The following is a 15231-nucleotide window of genomic DNA, read 5'->3' on the forward strand; positions in this document are numbered from 1 at the left end:
TAAAACTGCATTTTTAGTTAAGTATTTTTTAAGTAAATTATTTTATAAGCTATTGAAAAGATGATTTAAACATGCGAATTAGCATTTAAATCGTGGGTCAAATCATCAAAACGAGGCATCAGGTCTAGCAGCTCTCTCGTGTATTTATCTTTAGGGTGTTCGAATAGATCTTCGGTCTGTTGAAGCTCTAATATTTTACCCTGTCTCATGATCGCAACTCGGTCGCACATTTGTCTTATTACCGGTAAATCATGGCTAATAAATAGCATTGTCAGTCCTAATTCATCTTGTAAATCTTTTAGCAGGTTAAGAATTTGTGCCTGTACTGAAACATCCAATGCCGATGTCGGCTCGTCACAAATAAGCAGGCGAGGGCGTGTTGCTAGTGCTCGTGCGATGGAAATTCTTTGACGCTGACCACCAGAAAATTCATGTGGATATTTCACCCCTGACTTACGACCCAAACCAACATGATCGAGTAAATCACCTACAATGCCTTCAACTTCATTTGTTTTGGCTAGATGATGATACAAAATCGGTTCTGCAATAATGTCTTTGATTTTCATTCTAGAATTTAGGCTGGAATAGGGGTTCTGGAAAATCATTTGCAGCCGTTGCCTTACAGATTTAACTTTTTCTTTATCAGGGTTGTTGATTAGCTCAACCCCATCATAAACAATCGAACCCGAATCAGGCTGTTGCAGACCGGCTATCATTCTCGCGATCGTTGATTTACCTGAGCCACTTTCACCCACTAATCCAAACGATTCCCCTTGTTTAACACTGAAGCTCACATTGTCTGTCGCTTGAAGACGTTTTCGATTCTTTTTAAAGAAAGCATCCTGAGTTAGGAAACTTAAATTAAGGTCTTTGATGATAAGCAGGTCATCTGTATTGTGATGTTGTGAGCTTTGACCTAACCAGTGTGTAGTAACATCGATTGATTTTAAGCCAGACTCTATGCTTTCAATAGTTTCTACCAGCGGGAATCTATCTACTTTCTTTCCTGCTAACGGCACGGCACTAATCAAACTTTGTGTATATGGGTGTTGTGGAGTACCTAAAACATCTTTAGTTTCGCCAATTTCTACGAGTTTACCTCGGTAAAGAACAGCAACACGGTTTGTCACATTGGCAATCACGCCCATGTCGTGAGTTACCAAAATGCAGCCGACCTGTAAGTCGGTACACAGGTCTTGAATGAGTTTGAGTATTTGATCTTGCACTGACACATCAAGCGCGGTTGTTGGCTCATCAGCAATGATCAGATCAGGTTCACCGGATAAGGCAATAGCGATGACAACGCGCTGTCGCATGCCGCCAGAAAATTGATGAGGGTATTGTTTGATCCTTACTTCAGGTTCAGGGATTCCTACTTTGGTGAGTAATTCGATAGATCTTTCCAGAGCTTCTTTGTAACTCACCCCAAGACAATTAATGATGGTTTCTACCATCTGGTTTTCAATGGTGAATAGAGGGTTTAGAGATGTCATTGGATCCTGAAAAATAAAACCGATTTTAGATCCGCGAATCTTGCGAATAGACTCACCTTGTAAACCTGAAATGACTTCGCCGTTAAGCGTTACTTTTCCTGCTGCAACACGTCCTGGCTGACTCAATAATTGCACGATGCCATTACCAATTGTTGATTTTCCTGCGCCTGATTCTCCCACTAATCCGAGAATTTCTCCTGCATTGACGCTTAAGTTTACTTTATCAACCGCTACTTCTGTGCCGTGGCGATTAGGGAATTCAATAGTGAGGTTTTCAATTTCTAACAGTGACATGAATCATTAAACTCGAAGTAAATATTATCCAAGTTTAGAACAGCTATTTAATTAAAACAGGAAATGTGTATTTATTATGTGAAATTAATCGTTAAATCAATGTTTTGCAATTGATTTAGAACATGGTTAGAAGATAGTTAGAACAATGATTAAACATTTCTACAAGCATATAGATAAAAAAGTAAGGCTAAAAAAAAACGCCTGTAAGTAGGGGGGTGCCAAAGTCAAAAGTGGATTTGATAAATCTATCTGTTTTTTTGCAAAAAAAAAGCCACAGCGTTAACTGTGGCTCTAATTTTGTAACTGTATTACAAAATGTGAACTTAGTTACATTTAGTACCTGTAGGACAACCTTCCTCAACAAAAATGACGATTAGTGCAGAATCATTGTGCCCATTTTCATCAATAATGTCATACCAGATACTTTCTGTTCCGGTAAAGTCAGCGAAAGGCGTATACAAGATTTTATTGCCACTAACCACTGCATTACCATTACTACCAGAATCTACAGCGATGATTTTTAAACCTTCACCTCCATCATTGGCAAGTGCATTAATGGTAATAGGTGTTCCTTTTGTTGTTGTAACGTCATCCGATTCAGCATTGATGCTAGACGTACCAGTTACACCTTCAACATTTACAGTGACTCCAGCTGATGCTGTGTGACCATTACCATCTGAAATCGTATAACTAAGATTGTCTACACCAGTATTCCCTTTACCACAGGTATTAGAAGGGGTGTATACAATATTATTACCTGATACAACGGCTGTTCCAAGATTGGCACCAGTGACGCTAACTAATTTGAGTGTATCGCCATCTGGATCAGTATCATTACCTAAAACATCAATCGTAATAACACTACAACCTGTAGTTGCTACATCATTAGATGCATTAGGCGCTTTATTTACAGCAGTAACGATGACTGTTTCTGTCGCTGTTGCTGTACCACCATTACCATCAGAAATAGTATATTCGAACTTGTCCGTCCCTGAAAAACCAGCTTTCGGTGTATAAACAATGGTTTGACCATTAATTGTCGCTGTACCGTTTGCAGGAGTTTCAACATTTGTAATGGTCAAATTATCACCATCGGGATCGGAGTCGTTAGACAACGTGGTTAAAGTCACCGGTGTTTGTTCCGGAGTCGTTGCCGAATCGTCTTTTGCAACAGGTGCTTTATTCGGAATCACTACAGCTTTAATGGTAATTGTTTCAGTCGCAGTCGCAGTACCACCTTTGCCATCAGATATTTCATAACTGAAAGAATCGGTTCCTACATAACCAGGATCTGGTGTGTAGACAATTTTACCGCCATTTATAGAAGCTGAACCATGTGATGGATTACCAATACTGGTAATCTTCAAACTGTCACCATCAGGGTCAGAGTCATTTGAAAGTGTATTTAACGTAACAGGGGTATCCTGATCAGTCGTAACAGCATCATCAACTGCAACGGGTGTTTGATTAGGTGCAACTACTGCTTTCACTGTAATTGTCTCTATTGCTGTTGCGGTGCCACCTTTACCATCCGAAATAAAGTAGGTGAAAGAGTCCTCGCCCACAAAACCTGCTTCTGGTGTATACACAATTTTATCGCCATTAATCACCGCTTTACCATTAGATGGATTACCTACGCTGGTGATTGTGAGAGTGTCTCCATCAGGATCAGAATCATTTGATAAAGTATTCAAGGTTACTGGAGTGTCTTGATTTGTTGTTACAGAGTCATCCTTGGCAATGGGCATCTTATTCGGCTCAACTACTGCAGTAATTGTAACTGTTTCAGTTGCTGTTGCAGTGTTGCCTTTGCCATCTGAAATAGTGTAGCTAAATGAATCCTGACCGACATAACCATTATCAGGTGTATATATGATTTGATTACCACTGATTTCGGCAGAACCATGAGAAGGAGAGCCAACAGCTGTTATTGTTAATGTATCATTCTCTGGGTCGGAATCATTCGTTAAGCTATTAAAACTTACCGGAGTATTCTGTAAAGTTGTTTTATTGTCATCCACGGCAACTGGAGCTGAGTTAGCAGCAGGGTCGACAACGACAGTCACTGTTGCTGTATCTGAGCCGCCGTTACCGTCTGAAACTGTGTATGTGAATTTATCATCAATATCACAAGCTGCACCGTTAGAGGTATAGATCAGAGTGCCATTAGATCCTTGAGTTACCGAACCATTGGCTGGCTGTGTGAAACTGCTGACAGATAAGGTGTTTCCGTCGGTGTCGGTATCATTTGATAACACATTGATCACAACGTCACCATTACAAGCCACTTTACTAGCATCATTGACCGCATTCGGTATTGCGTTACCAGGGCCTGTAACAATTACTGTTTCAGTCGCTGTTGCAGTATTGCCATTGCCATCAGATATTGTATATGTGAATGTTTCAGTACCAACAAAATCTGTATCCGGAGTGTATATGATTTCTCCACCACGAATGACTGCGGTTCCATTCTGTGGGTTGCTTACGTTAGATATTGTTAAAGCATCACCGTCTGGGTCTGTATCATTAGATAAGGTAGTTAGTGTCACTGCTTGATTGACAGGCGTTGTTGCATTGTCATCTGTCGCTACTGGTGAAGAGTTGCTAGGACTTGTAGAACCTGTGATCGTAATCGTTTCAGTCGCTGTTGCAGTGCCGCCATTACCGTCGGAAATGGTGTAAGTAAAGCTGTCGGTACCGACATAACCAGCATCTGGCGTATAAATAATCTGACCACCTCTGATAACTGCCGAACCATGTGCTGGGTCACTGACATTGGTAATGGTTAATGTATCATTTTCAGGGTCTGAGTCATTATCTAAAATGTTAAGTGTAACGGCTTGTCCCATTTGTGTCGGTGTAGTTTCGCCCACAGCAATAGGTGCTGAATTTTCAGGTTTTTTAACGGTTACTGTTACCGTAGCGGTGTCAACATTGCCACTAGGATCTTTAACTTCATAAGTAAACTTGTCAGTACCATAGAAGCCCGGGTTTGGGGTATATACCAACTTGCCATTTACAATTGAAACCACACCATTAGCAGCTGCAGCTACGATACGAGTAATAGTCGCATCGGCATCATCGTTGCTGAGCACATCGATAGTCACTGCTTCTCCTTCTTCTGTTGCACTTACTTCATTTGCAGCGACTACTTTATCATCAGCTTCAACCGAGATTGTTACTGTTGCTGTATCTGTTCCACCATTTCCATCAGAAATCGTATAAGTGAATTGATCATCAACACCACAACCACCGCCATTAGCAGTATAAATGAGTTCGTTATTTGCTCCACGACTAACCGTACCATTAGAAGGTTGGGTAAAGCTTGTTACATTTAATGTGTCGTTATTCGCATCTGTATCGTTAGCAAGAACATTAATTGCTACTGATTGACCACATTCTACTTTTGTTGAATCATTAGTCGCTACTGGGCCTTGATTGCTAAGGGTAGTCGTAGAACCTTCAGTAGTTTGATAAGTATTAACACTTCTATCGTGCTTAATATTATTGTGAAGCGCACGGGTAATCCAGGCCGGTGAATTTTTGATTGTTTCGGTTTTCCAGATAACACGTGGTGTTCCTGGTTGTCCGCTATCAATCATGACATTTTTTGTGCCATTGGGAACATTTTTGAAACCACTGACTACTTGACGTGTGCCTGTTTGTACTCTTTGTTGTGCCGTTTTGTCTTCAACATAACGCTGGGATTCTGTAACGTATTCGATATCGACACGTCGATTTTTGAATCCTTGTCCTGGTACATTAGGATATTTGGGATGAGCTTTACCTAAACCACGAGAAACCAAATGATCAGGGTTGAAACCGTTTTTAATTAAGAATTTCTTTACAGAATTTGCACGTTTCTCAGATAAAATCTGGTCATACACGGCATCACCTAAACCACAGGTATTACCAGTGATTCGGATATTACCCTTATAACCTGTTTTACGAATTTCTGCAGCCACTTGCAGTAAACGGGTTTTTGCAGAAGGAATTAATTTAGAACTGTTGAGTTTAAAGAACGTTTGTCCTTCAAGTTCCATAGTGCTTTTAACTAAACGTTTTTTTCCGGTGCCAACGTTTTTATTTCCATAAACAGGGACTGTTTTGTAAGTTGGTACACGTTTATATTGTGTGCGTTGTTCATAACGAGGCGGTGTTGCTTTCCCCGGTACTTCGACACGAACTCGACGTGTTGTCGATTCGGCGCGGAATGCACTACCAAAGTCGTAACGATAACCAACACGCCCACTCACATCAGCATCGCTACTGGCACCGTCGTTATAACCGCCACTTCGTTTAGATCCGGAAACATCAACCGATACACTATGACCTGTGCCCTGGAAGAATTTTTCTAATCCAGCAGATAAAGTAGTGTTGCGAGCATCTTTCTCTCCAGTGCCAACTTTATCGCTCCACTCATGATCTAAGCCTGCACGAACACGTACATTAGCATCTGGTATAAATTTACCAATACTGCCACCTACACCATAGTCGTAAGCGCGATCGCTCACTGTTTTACCGTCTATGATTCTTGAATCTTTTCTGCCTGATAAACCTTTGCTGACATGAGTATCCCAGAATAAATTCTGATTTTCGCGACCATAACCCACTGTAGCTTTATCGTGACCCGCTTCATTTTTATCGTAAGCAGCAAATACTTTATTCACATGGGAAGCATTACCAAATTTATCACGTGATACCCAATTGTGATTCATTTGTACACCACGACCTAATAAACCTTTATCGTCGCCTTCTAGATCATAACCGGCCCACAAACCAACACCAGTGCTGTGATTTTGACCTTCAGAAATAACCTGATTGAACTCAGCGTCAACATCGCCATCATCTGTAATGCCTCCGCCTATACTGGTTCTACCACCTACATATTCATGGTTTGCCCGGCTTACTTGTCTGGCATCTTCATAATGGCCATCTTGATATTGTTGTGATGCTGATGGTGCAGCAAATGAAGGTGATGTAAGAACTGCGGCTGAACTGAAGACGAACGGAAGGAACGCCCACGTGTAAGTGGTAAACTTTTTAGTCATTATTATTTTCTTTGGTAGTTATATTATTTTTATATTTTTTTGCTAAGCTGTGACTGCTATCGCTTTACAACACTATGAATTACATGTGAATTTTCAAAATAAACTGAGAAGCCTGAGTAATCCCAACGCGTGATTTTTGGGTTACGTTTAGTCACTTTACCTTTTGATACTTTGACTCTTTGAGCGGGACCGAAACGCTTTTTAACTTGTTTCATGCTTTGACCATGAGTAGGCAAATTCGCTTTCTTTAGTACTTTTGCATGTGGACCGATCGCTAATATTTCAGCACTTGCACTCATTGGTACCATTTGTGTACTAAAAGCAAAGGCTGCGCTAAGGAGTAGGGGTTTAATATTCATTTTTATTTTCTCTTCTTTATGACTATTTTTATTAATTCGTTGTCAAATTTATAAGTATGTGTTTTCTTGTACAATTTTGTTACTTATTCATACAGTCAGGGCTATAATCCGCACCCATGTTTAAACCATTAGAACTCTTTGTCGGTTTGCGTTACACACGCTCAAAGCACAAAAATAACTTTATATCGTTTATTTCCTTGGCTTCCATGCTTGGGATATTATTTGGGGTTCTTGTACTTATTACCGTTCTTTCCGTAATGAATGGGTTCGAGAAAGAGCTTAGGGATAGAATACTAAGCATGGTTTCGCATGTCACCATTAGTGAGACAAACGGTTTGCTCTCAGATTGGCGGAAACAACAGCAGGAACTTGTTGATATGCCAGAAGTTATTGGCTCTGCACCATTCATCACAAATCAAGTTATGTTAAGCGCAAATGGTGAACTTCGTGGCGTTTTACTCGAAGGAATTTTACCAAAAGAGCAGCCAAAGGTGGGGGGTGTGCATAATCGAATGCTGGAAGGCAGTTTTGATGATCTTCAACCGCGTGGATATGGTATTGCCTTAGGCGTAGAACTTGCGCAACAACTAGGTGTGTTCCCAGGGGATAAGGTAACGGTTGTAACACCCAGGTTTAGAGTCACTCCCGCTGGCATGATTCCCAGAAGTAAACGCTTTACCGTGGTTGCCGTGTATAAAATCAATATGGCAGAATATGATAGCGCGACAGCGTTTATACATATGCAAGACGCCTCTAAGCTGTTTTCAACCAAAGAGAATGTAACAGGTATTCGTTTAAAATTAACCGATTTATTTGATGCGCCTTCGGTATCAAATGAGTTATCTAAAAAACTCGGTGATGAATTTACGGTTACTGATTGGGGACAAGAAAACAAAAGCCTGTTTCAAGTCCAGAAGACTGAAAAAGTAGTGATGTTCTTCATCCTGTTTTTGATTGTATTGGTCGCAGTGTTTAACCTGGTTTCATCGCTAGTGATGGTAGTGAATGATAAGCAAGCTGATATCGCGATTCTACGTACCCAAGGTATGTCGGCCAAACAGGTCAAACGAATATTCATGGTTCAGGGGATTATCATCGGTTTGTTCGGTGCGATTCTCGGGGCGATTTTAGGTGTATTACTGGCACTGAATATCGGCACAATTGTTGAATGGATAGAAACACTCTTCAATATCGAGTTATTGCCTCAGGATTTGTTCTACGCTAGTTCTAAATTCCCATCAGTCGTTGATTTTAAACAAGTGATAGGCATTTCAATCGCATCGTTTGTTCTCGCAATTTTAGCAACGTTATATCCTGCAAGTCGCGCCGCTAAAGTTCAACCTGCTGAGTCTTTGCGTTATGAATAAACTGATTAATTTAATAAGCAATAAGAGCGAAATTTAAGTATATGTTTCAGCCACTATCCGCTTTTATCGGTTTTCGCTATACCAAGGCGAAGAAAGACAACCACTTTATTTCATTCATTTCATTGGCCTCAGTGATAGGAATTGCGCTGGGTATCATTGTTTTGATTACTGTTCTGTCAATCATGAATGGTTACGTCAAAGGTATTCAAGATCGTCACTTAGGGATGCTTTCTCACGTTACCGTTTCTGATTCTGACTGGGTACTACCCCAATGGGAAAACCGTCGTAATCAGATACTGGAAAATACTCAGGTAACTGGAGCTGCTCCGTTCATAGAAAAACAGGTGATGCTTAAAGAAGCTGATACTGTTCAGGCAACTTTACTGGAAGGTGTTTTGCCTGATTTAGAAAAAGATATCGGTACTATCAACCGTTATATTCAAACACCTGAAGGGACAACAGAGACGGTGAGTTTAAATGTCCTTAAATCTGGTGAATACAAAATAATATTGGGTGAAACACTTGCTAAAACCCTTGATGTTTCTATCGGCGAAACAATTACTCTGTTAAGTCCTAAACAACAGAGTTTTACGAATGACGGAGAGTCACAAAACCCTGATGATTTGATTCCGATACTGAAGGATTTTGAAGTCGCTGCCACATTCAAAGTAGATTTAAATATCTATGATAAGTCGGTTGCTTACATTCACATGGACGACGCTGCTGAACTGTTTGGAATGGATAAAGAAGTAACAGGAATACGCGCTCAGATTTCCGATATATTTATGGCGAATCAAGTCACAAAAGAGATCGCTGAAAATTCTACCGGTGACTACGTAATTACTAATTGGACAACACAGCACTCAACTTTCTTTAAGGCTTTGCAATTACAGAAAACCATGCTTTTTCTAGTCTTGCTTCTGATCATTGGTGTGGCTGCGTTTAATCTTGTCTCTACCTTGATTATGGTCGTTACTGATAAAGAGTCTGATATCGCTATCCTCAGAACCTTAGGCATGTCACCAGCACAAGTAATGCGGGTTTTTATCGTGCAAGGTGGATTACTGGCTTTAATAGGTACCGTTATTGGTGTGCTTCTGGGTGTATTGGTTGCGAGTAATGTCAGCGCTATCGTTCAAGGAATCGAGCACCTGATAAATGTTCAGCTATTGAATGCCGAAATTCACGGTATCACGCACATCGATGCAAAAATTGAATGGGGAGATGTGATCTTGATTTCTATCAGTGCCTTCCTGTTATCTATACTGGCAACCATTTTTCCTGCGTGGAAAGCATCTAAAGTCCAACCCGCTGAAGCGCTTCGCTATGAGTAAAACAATGACTGAAACTGATAATAATGGAATAGACAAGGTAATTGAGTGTGAAAACCTTACCAAACGATTTAAGGAAGGCAAGTTAGACGTTGAAGTACTCAAAGGTATTTCACTTGATATCAGCGCTGGAGAAAAAATTGCCATCGTGGGTAGTTCTGGCAGTGGTAAAAGTACCTTGCTACATATATTGGGTGGGCTTGATCTTCCAACCGAAGGTAATGTGCATGTCATGGGTAAAAATATTGCTAAGCTCAGTGATAAAGAACGCGGAGATTTACGCAACCAGTCTTTAGGTTTTATCTATCAATTCCATCACTTACTACCCGAATTCACTGCGCTGGAAAATGTCGCAATGCCATTGCTGATTCGTGGATTATCTACAACTGAATCGAGTAGTAAAGCCAGTGAAATTCTTAATAAGGTGGGACTCTCAGAAAGGTTGTCTCATAAGCCGGGGCAACTTTCAGGTGGTGAACGTCAACGTGCAGCCATAGCCAGAGCATTGGTAACCAATCCGAATGCGGTATTGGCTGACGAGCCAACAGGAAACCTTGATCATAAAACGGCGCTGCAAATATTTGATTTGATGCAAAGCCTGAATCAGGAAATGCAAACTGCTTTTGTCATTGTCACGCACGATATGCAACTTGCTGAAAAGATGGATAAGATTTACTCGCTGGTTGATGGAAGGCTGAGTAACTACTAAAGTATTAATACGAAACTTCTCGTTATAAGAACAACACAAGAAAGCACATCACAGGAAAAGTAGATCACGCTATAAGATAAAATAAGTCTTGAGGACGTCAACATGCTAAAAGCGGTTAAAAGTAATTTTCAGGTTGGAATAGATAACCAATTCAAGCTTTCAGAGGCAGCAACCATTGCTGATAAATCTGAGTTAGATAAAAAAACGCTGAAAAAAGAATTGGGTGACCTCAGGCAGGAACTTGCTGAGTTGCAACATCAGCTATTCGCTGAAGATAAACGCTCATTACTGATCGTTTTTCAGGCCATGGATGCCGCTGGAAAAGACAGCACCATACGTTCGGTATTTAATCGTGTAAATCCAGCTGGCTGCCAGGTTTCATCCTTCAAACAACCTTCATCTTTAGAACTTGATCATGACTTTATGTGGCGAAGTAATATTCGTGCACCAGAAAGAGGTAAAATCGGTATATTCAATCGCAGTTATTATGAAGAAGGGTTAGTGGTTCGAGTACATCCCGATTATCTAAAATACCAACGCTTGAACGATTTACCAGAAACGCTGGATGAAAAGAATCTGCAAGGTTTTTGGCAGAATCGTTTTGAATCCTTTAATGACTATGAAAAGCACCTAGCCAGAAATGGTACTCTGGTTCTAAAGTTCTGGTTGAATGTCTCTAAGGAAGAGCAGAAAAACCGTTTTCTTTCCCGTTTAAACGAACCAGAAAAAAACTGGAAATTCTCATCCGGCGATATCAAAGAACGTGCCTTGTGGAATGATTATATGCACGCCTATGAGGAGCTTATTAATCACACCAGCAAAGAACATGCACCGTGGTATGCGATTCCTGCCGATAATAAACTCTATATGCGAGTACAGGTTGCCAGAACAATTGTTGAGAACCTACGTGCAATGAATCCTCAATTTCCAAAAGTAGAAAAGAAAGAAAGCGAAAAATTTGATGAAATGAGAAACTTACTCGAATCAGAATAGATTCATTAAGTGGTTTGTTTTAGATTATAGGAAAAGTGCCTAGCTCTGCATAAATTCTATTTACGTTTTCTAAAAACAAAAACGTATTATCATTCCGCAAAGCATAAGTTCCTTATGTCATTTTAAACAGCAAAATGAAAAGTCACTTAAAGTAGGGGGGTGACTATTATTTATTATATATCCTCACTGTTTGCTCCCCATTGTTATCTCTAAGCCGCTTTTACAGCCAAAACACCTTCATAAAGAAGATAAGCGCCATAGATAAACAATAATAAGGCATTGAAAATATTGAATTTATCTTTGGCAATTTTTGCCCCAAATTTTCCCATATACGCCCACATAAAGAAGCCAATATAGTAAAGAGGGATACCAACAATAAACATAATAAGAATATTCAGGCTATCGCTGTCAGTGTAGTTGGCGGTCAATACACCGGTAGGAACAGTCAGCCAGACTTTTGGGTTGGTCCACGAAAGTACCATCATCGCTTTCCAGTTAAATTTAAAACTGGCTTTGCTGCTTATTGTGCTTTGATAGGTTTTATACGCAAGGTAGAAAATGACCGCTGCACCAATGAAATAGAGACTGGTGTAGATGGCCTCATTTAATTTTCCAATAGTCGTTACGATCGCACCGATCACCATGATGATCGGGAACCAGCCTAATAATTGATAGATCAGGAAATGACGGAATAATTCAGATATCGGCCGTATGCTTTGCCGAACTCATCACGGTTATCCAGAAAGGACCAGCGCTTAGGGTAAACGAAGCCCAGAAGATAATGGTGGGTATAAATTGTTCGAAAGAATCGAAGACAGTTAATATATTCAATGTAAAAAAACGCCCCAAAGGTGGGGGGTGCCTTTACATTAGATCATACTAATAAAAGACTACCTGCCACTCATTAAAATCATCCCGTAATCACTAGGTACAGGATGACTATTTCTAGTGTTCCAGCCTAATCGTGCATCACTTTTTCCACCGTCATCATCGTCATTAATGACAACATCCATGCCGAGTTTGTTTTTAACAGCAGGTGTAACACCCAGATCTTTCCATTTGATCTTGGCGTGGATTTCGTAGCCATCATATTTCTCTTCAACATCAAATGGAATATCTAATTTCTGGTTTTTTGAAGTGCCACTTCCAAAGGTTGCTTTTTTGCCATTTCGTGCAAATATAAAATGAAAATCGTTGGATTTGTCTAGGGTTTTGCTACGACTATTATTCGGGTCTATGAAGAATTCTACCGAGTCATCATCTTCAGGGTTTTTAGAATCATTCTTCGCTTCTTTGTCGTAAACTTTTGCACTGAAATACAAATAGTCTTTATCCCATTTGACTTGCCATTTACCCGATATATCGCGTTTATCCCACGAATCACCTTCCAGTAGGATATTAAGTGCCTGTGGATTCTCCAGACGGAAGAAATGCTTTGGGTCACCTTTAGCAGGACGAATCACTATTCGAGGTTTATCCGGATCAGTTTTCGGTAGGTATTTTGCTACTTCTTTGCTGCCAGGCTTCTTCGCAGCTTTAATCTCATCCCACTTCCACCACTTATCATTGGTGTTGATAAAGTCGAGACTTGCTTGAAGTTTCGGAGATTCTTTTAGATCTTTGCGGATATGTTCTTTTAATCCCCAGCAACCAGAGGCATTACAACTTCTAGGCGCACTAAATGCCACAAATAAGTCTGCCCCAAGTTCACGCCATTCTTTATAAATAGTGTCGTATAAATCCGCCATACGGGGGTCACGATTTGCTCCAAAGAATAGTGGGTTAGGGTGTTGCATATAATCTCTGGTGGCCCAATCTACCAGACCTTGTCCACCTTCGTAAGCAACTAGACTGACGCCAAAATCATTCGCCAGTTTTTCATGTTTTTTGATTTCATCGATGACTTTATTTAAAGAGCGATACGATTTCTCATCGGTAAGTAGATGGAAAATATCATCAACCGTCTCAGACTCTCTGAAACCACGCGTATTGCCACCGATATAAGGCGCGATTGCCAATGCATCAACAGACTTGTAAGTATCTTTGTAGGCGAGAATAATGCCGCTAATATCAGGGCGGGTATCCCAGCCACTGATGACTCTGACAAACTTCTCGTGACCACCATAGATCTTCTCCCAGATTTCAAAGAATTCAACCGAGCGCTTGGAATAGTATTTATAACCAGCCATTAATGCATCTTGATCGAGTTTTTCCTTGATGCCCATTTTCTGCATGTATTCGTTGTGCACGAAATTCGAATTCCACGCTTCATTGGTGTATTCAATATAAGGTGTTAACTTCGGGTCTAAATTCTCATGCACATAGCTAGCGAATTGCTTAATATAATTATCATCTGCTGCATGTGGCACATTTAACCATGGGTTTGCCTTGAGTCGATTAGCTAATTCAACCTGAACTTCTAAGGGTGCGCCACGTGATCCATATATACCGCCCCAGGTTGCTTTATCCATTTTAGGACGTTGATCCCAGGTAACGGCAGGATTACGCGTCACGCCAGACATGGGCATAAAGCGAATGACATTAAAGTCTTTCATGAAGTTTAAATAATCAGGGTTAAACAGAATCGTTTTGTAATGATCTTTAAAGCTTAGGTATTTTGAATCTTTACAGAAAATAGAGTCTGCAACCTGCTCAAAAGGTTTGCCCTGACAAATACCACCCGGTAACAGAATACGAATATTGCGTAAGGGTTTTTCAGGGTTTGATTCTACAATTTGTAATGCAGCCGTCATGAATCCATCAGCGCGCGCGGTGAGTTGAATGGTATCTTCGCCTTTTTCACGTTTCACGACTTCGACATTCTGTAGGTATTCTATCTTGCCTTCACCGTCATAGAGCACGGTGTAATTACCTTCTGGATAAGCTTCGCGGCTGACGTTACGAATGAAGAATACACCGGCTTTTCCACCATTGAGCTTCTTCGGCCAACCTTGTTTATCGTATTCTACTTTTGCTGATGTTAAGCAAGGCTGATCCTGCTTGCGGCAACGTATGTTTTCATTAAACGGCATTGATACTCTGAATAAATCAACAAAGGGAATACTGGCATCCTGTTCGTAGATTTCATTGGTGTTAATGCCTAATGGTGAGCTTTTATTTACTGCTGGCGGGTATTTAACTTCGACAGGGATATGTTTTTTCTTAGGCTTGGTTTCAACCTTTAACTCTTTGTCTGTACCTGTAACAGCAGCGGTCGATGGTAACTGAGTGTTTTTATCCGCTGGCGTCTTTTTTGATGTTTTATCTGTTGTTCCGCTTTGTACAGCAGCAGGTGTGAACAAGCTTTGCGAAACGGTTTCATCGCTAACAACTTCTGGCGATATATTTTTATAAAGGTATGCCGCAAATGGTGTTAGTGACAATAGGGCGATAAAAACAAATGTTATGGTACTCAATTTCATTAAAACTCTAAGTTAATTACAGGTTGTGAATGACGATAGAATGCAGATAAACCGCAAAAAGCAGCTTACAATAGCAGATTACTCATAGAGATTCTTAATGAATAATTATTCATAAATCATCAGTTAAAGAGCATCACAAAGCGAGAAGTTTGATCTATCTATTGAAACCCAATTTTCAGGATACACATGATATTTGAAATCCATCATTTCAC

At 40.3% G+C, this 15231-nt stretch carries 10 protein-coding genes; 4 read left to right on the forward strand and 6 right to left on the reverse strand.

What is annotated here, in order from left to right:
- Positions 1 to 65: 65 nt before the first annotated feature.
- The 3 genes from OO007_RS07930 to OO007_RS07940 form a co-directional block, all read right to left on the reverse strand.
- Positions 66 to 1787: an ABC transporter ATP-binding protein gene (locus tag OO007_RS07930; RefSeq protein ID WP_325808392.1), complete on the reverse strand. Its 1722-nt coding sequence runs from the start codon at positions 1785 to 1787 to the stop codon at positions 66 to 68.
- Positions 1788 to 2110: 323 nt separating this feature from the next.
- Positions 2111 to 6838 carry an Ig-like domain-containing protein gene (locus tag OO007_RS07935; RefSeq protein WP_325808393.1) on the reverse strand — a complete coding sequence of 1576 codons (4728 nt, stop codon included), beginning with the start codon at positions 6836 to 6838 and terminating at the stop codon, positions 2111 to 2113.
- Between the two features lie 56 nt (positions 6839 to 6894).
- On the reverse strand, positions 6895 to 7197 hold the full coding sequence (locus tag OO007_RS07940; RefSeq protein ID WP_325808394.1) for a hypothetical protein: 303 nt from the start codon (positions 7195 to 7197) through the stop codon (positions 6895 to 6897).
- Between the two features lie 116 nt (positions 7198 to 7313).
- Here OO007_RS07940 and OO007_RS07945 point away from each other — a divergent pair, with 116 nt between their 5' ends.
- The 4 genes from OO007_RS07945 (at position 7314) to OO007_RS07960 (ending at position 11597) form a co-directional block, all read left to right on the forward strand.
- A complete protein-coding gene (locus tag OO007_RS07945) occupies positions 7314 to 8564 on the forward strand; it encodes a lipoprotein-releasing ABC transporter permease subunit (protein ID WP_325808395.1) in 1251 nt (416 codons plus the stop codon).
- Positions 8565 to 8605: 41 nt separating this feature from the next.
- Complete coding sequence (locus OO007_RS07950; protein ID WP_131905299.1) at positions 8606 to 9898, forward strand: lipoprotein-releasing ABC transporter permease subunit; 1293 nt, start codon at positions 8606 to 8608, stop codon at positions 9896 to 9898.
- Complete coding sequence (gene lolD, locus OO007_RS07955; protein ID WP_325808396.1) at positions 9891 to 10604, forward strand: lipoprotein-releasing ABC transporter ATP-binding protein LolD; 714 nt, start codon at positions 9891 to 9893, stop codon at positions 10602 to 10604. The genes OO007_RS07950 and lolD overlap by 8 nt, the downstream gene beginning before the upstream one ends.
- 102 nt (positions 10605 to 10706) lie before the next feature.
- Positions 10707 to 11597: a PPK2 family polyphosphate kinase gene (locus tag OO007_RS07960; protein WP_325808397.1), complete on the forward strand. Its 891-nt coding sequence runs from the start codon at positions 10707 to 10709 to the stop codon at positions 11595 to 11597.
- Between the two features lie 209 nt (positions 11598 to 11806).
- Here OO007_RS07960 and OO007_RS07965 read toward each other — a convergent pair whose 3' ends face one another.
- Genes OO007_RS07965 through OO007_RS07975 form a run of 3 tightly spaced genes read right to left on the reverse strand, consistent with a single transcriptional unit; the run spans position 11807 to position 15019 of the window.
- Positions 11807 to 12241: a hypothetical protein gene (locus tag OO007_RS07965; protein WP_325808398.1), complete on the reverse strand. Its 435-nt coding sequence runs from the start codon at positions 12239 to 12241 to the stop codon at positions 11807 to 11809.
- Positions 12242 to 12293: 52 nt separating this feature from the next.
- Positions 12294 to 12428: a hypothetical protein gene (locus OO007_RS07970; RefSeq protein ID WP_325808399.1), complete on the reverse strand. Its 135-nt coding sequence runs from the start codon at positions 12426 to 12428 to the stop codon at positions 12294 to 12296.
- Positions 12429 to 12487: 59 nt separating this feature from the next.
- A complete protein-coding gene (locus OO007_RS07975) occupies positions 12488 to 15019 on the reverse strand; it encodes a sugar-binding protein (protein WP_325808400.1) in 2532 nt (843 codons plus the stop codon).
- Between the last annotated feature and the right edge of the window lie 212 nt (positions 15020 to 15231).

It is taken from the genome of Cocleimonas sp. KMM 6892, from assembly GCF_035798195.1.
GTDB lineage: Bacteria > Pseudomonadota > Gammaproteobacteria > Thiotrichales > Thiotrichaceae > Cocleimonas > Cocleimonas flava.

Coding starts and splice junctions, on each gene's coding strand:
- OO007_RS07930 (WP_325808392.1), bottom strand. CDS start 1,787: ATGTCACTGTTAGAAATTGAAAACCTCACTATTGAATTCCCTAATCGC.
- OO007_RS07935 (WP_325808393.1), bottom strand. CDS start 6,838: ATGACTAAAAAGTTTACCACTTACACGTGGGCGTTCCTTCCGTTCGTC.
- OO007_RS07940 (WP_325808394.1), bottom strand. CDS start 7,197: ATGAATATTAAACCCCTACTCCTTAGCGCAGCCTTTGCTTTTAGTACA.
- OO007_RS07945 (WP_325808395.1), top strand. CDS start 7,314: ATGTTTAAACCATTAGAACTCTTTGTCGGTTTGCGTTACACACGCTCA.
- OO007_RS07950 (WP_131905299.1), top strand. CDS start 8,606: ATGTTTCAGCCACTATCCGCTTTTATCGGTTTTCGCTATACCAAGGCG.
- lolD (WP_325808396.1), top strand. CDS start 9,891: ATGAGTAAAACAATGACTGAAACTGATAATAATGGAATAGACAAGGTA.
- OO007_RS07960 (WP_325808397.1), top strand. CDS start 10,707: ATGCTAAAAGCGGTTAAAAGTAATTTTCAGGTTGGAATAGATAACCAA.
- OO007_RS07965 (WP_325808398.1), bottom strand. CDS start 12,241: ATGGTGATCGGTGCGATCGTAACGACTATTGGAAAATTAAATGAGGCC.
- OO007_RS07975 (WP_325808400.1), bottom strand. CDS start 15,019: ATGAAATTGAGTACCATAACATTTGTTTTTATCGCCCTATTGTCACTA.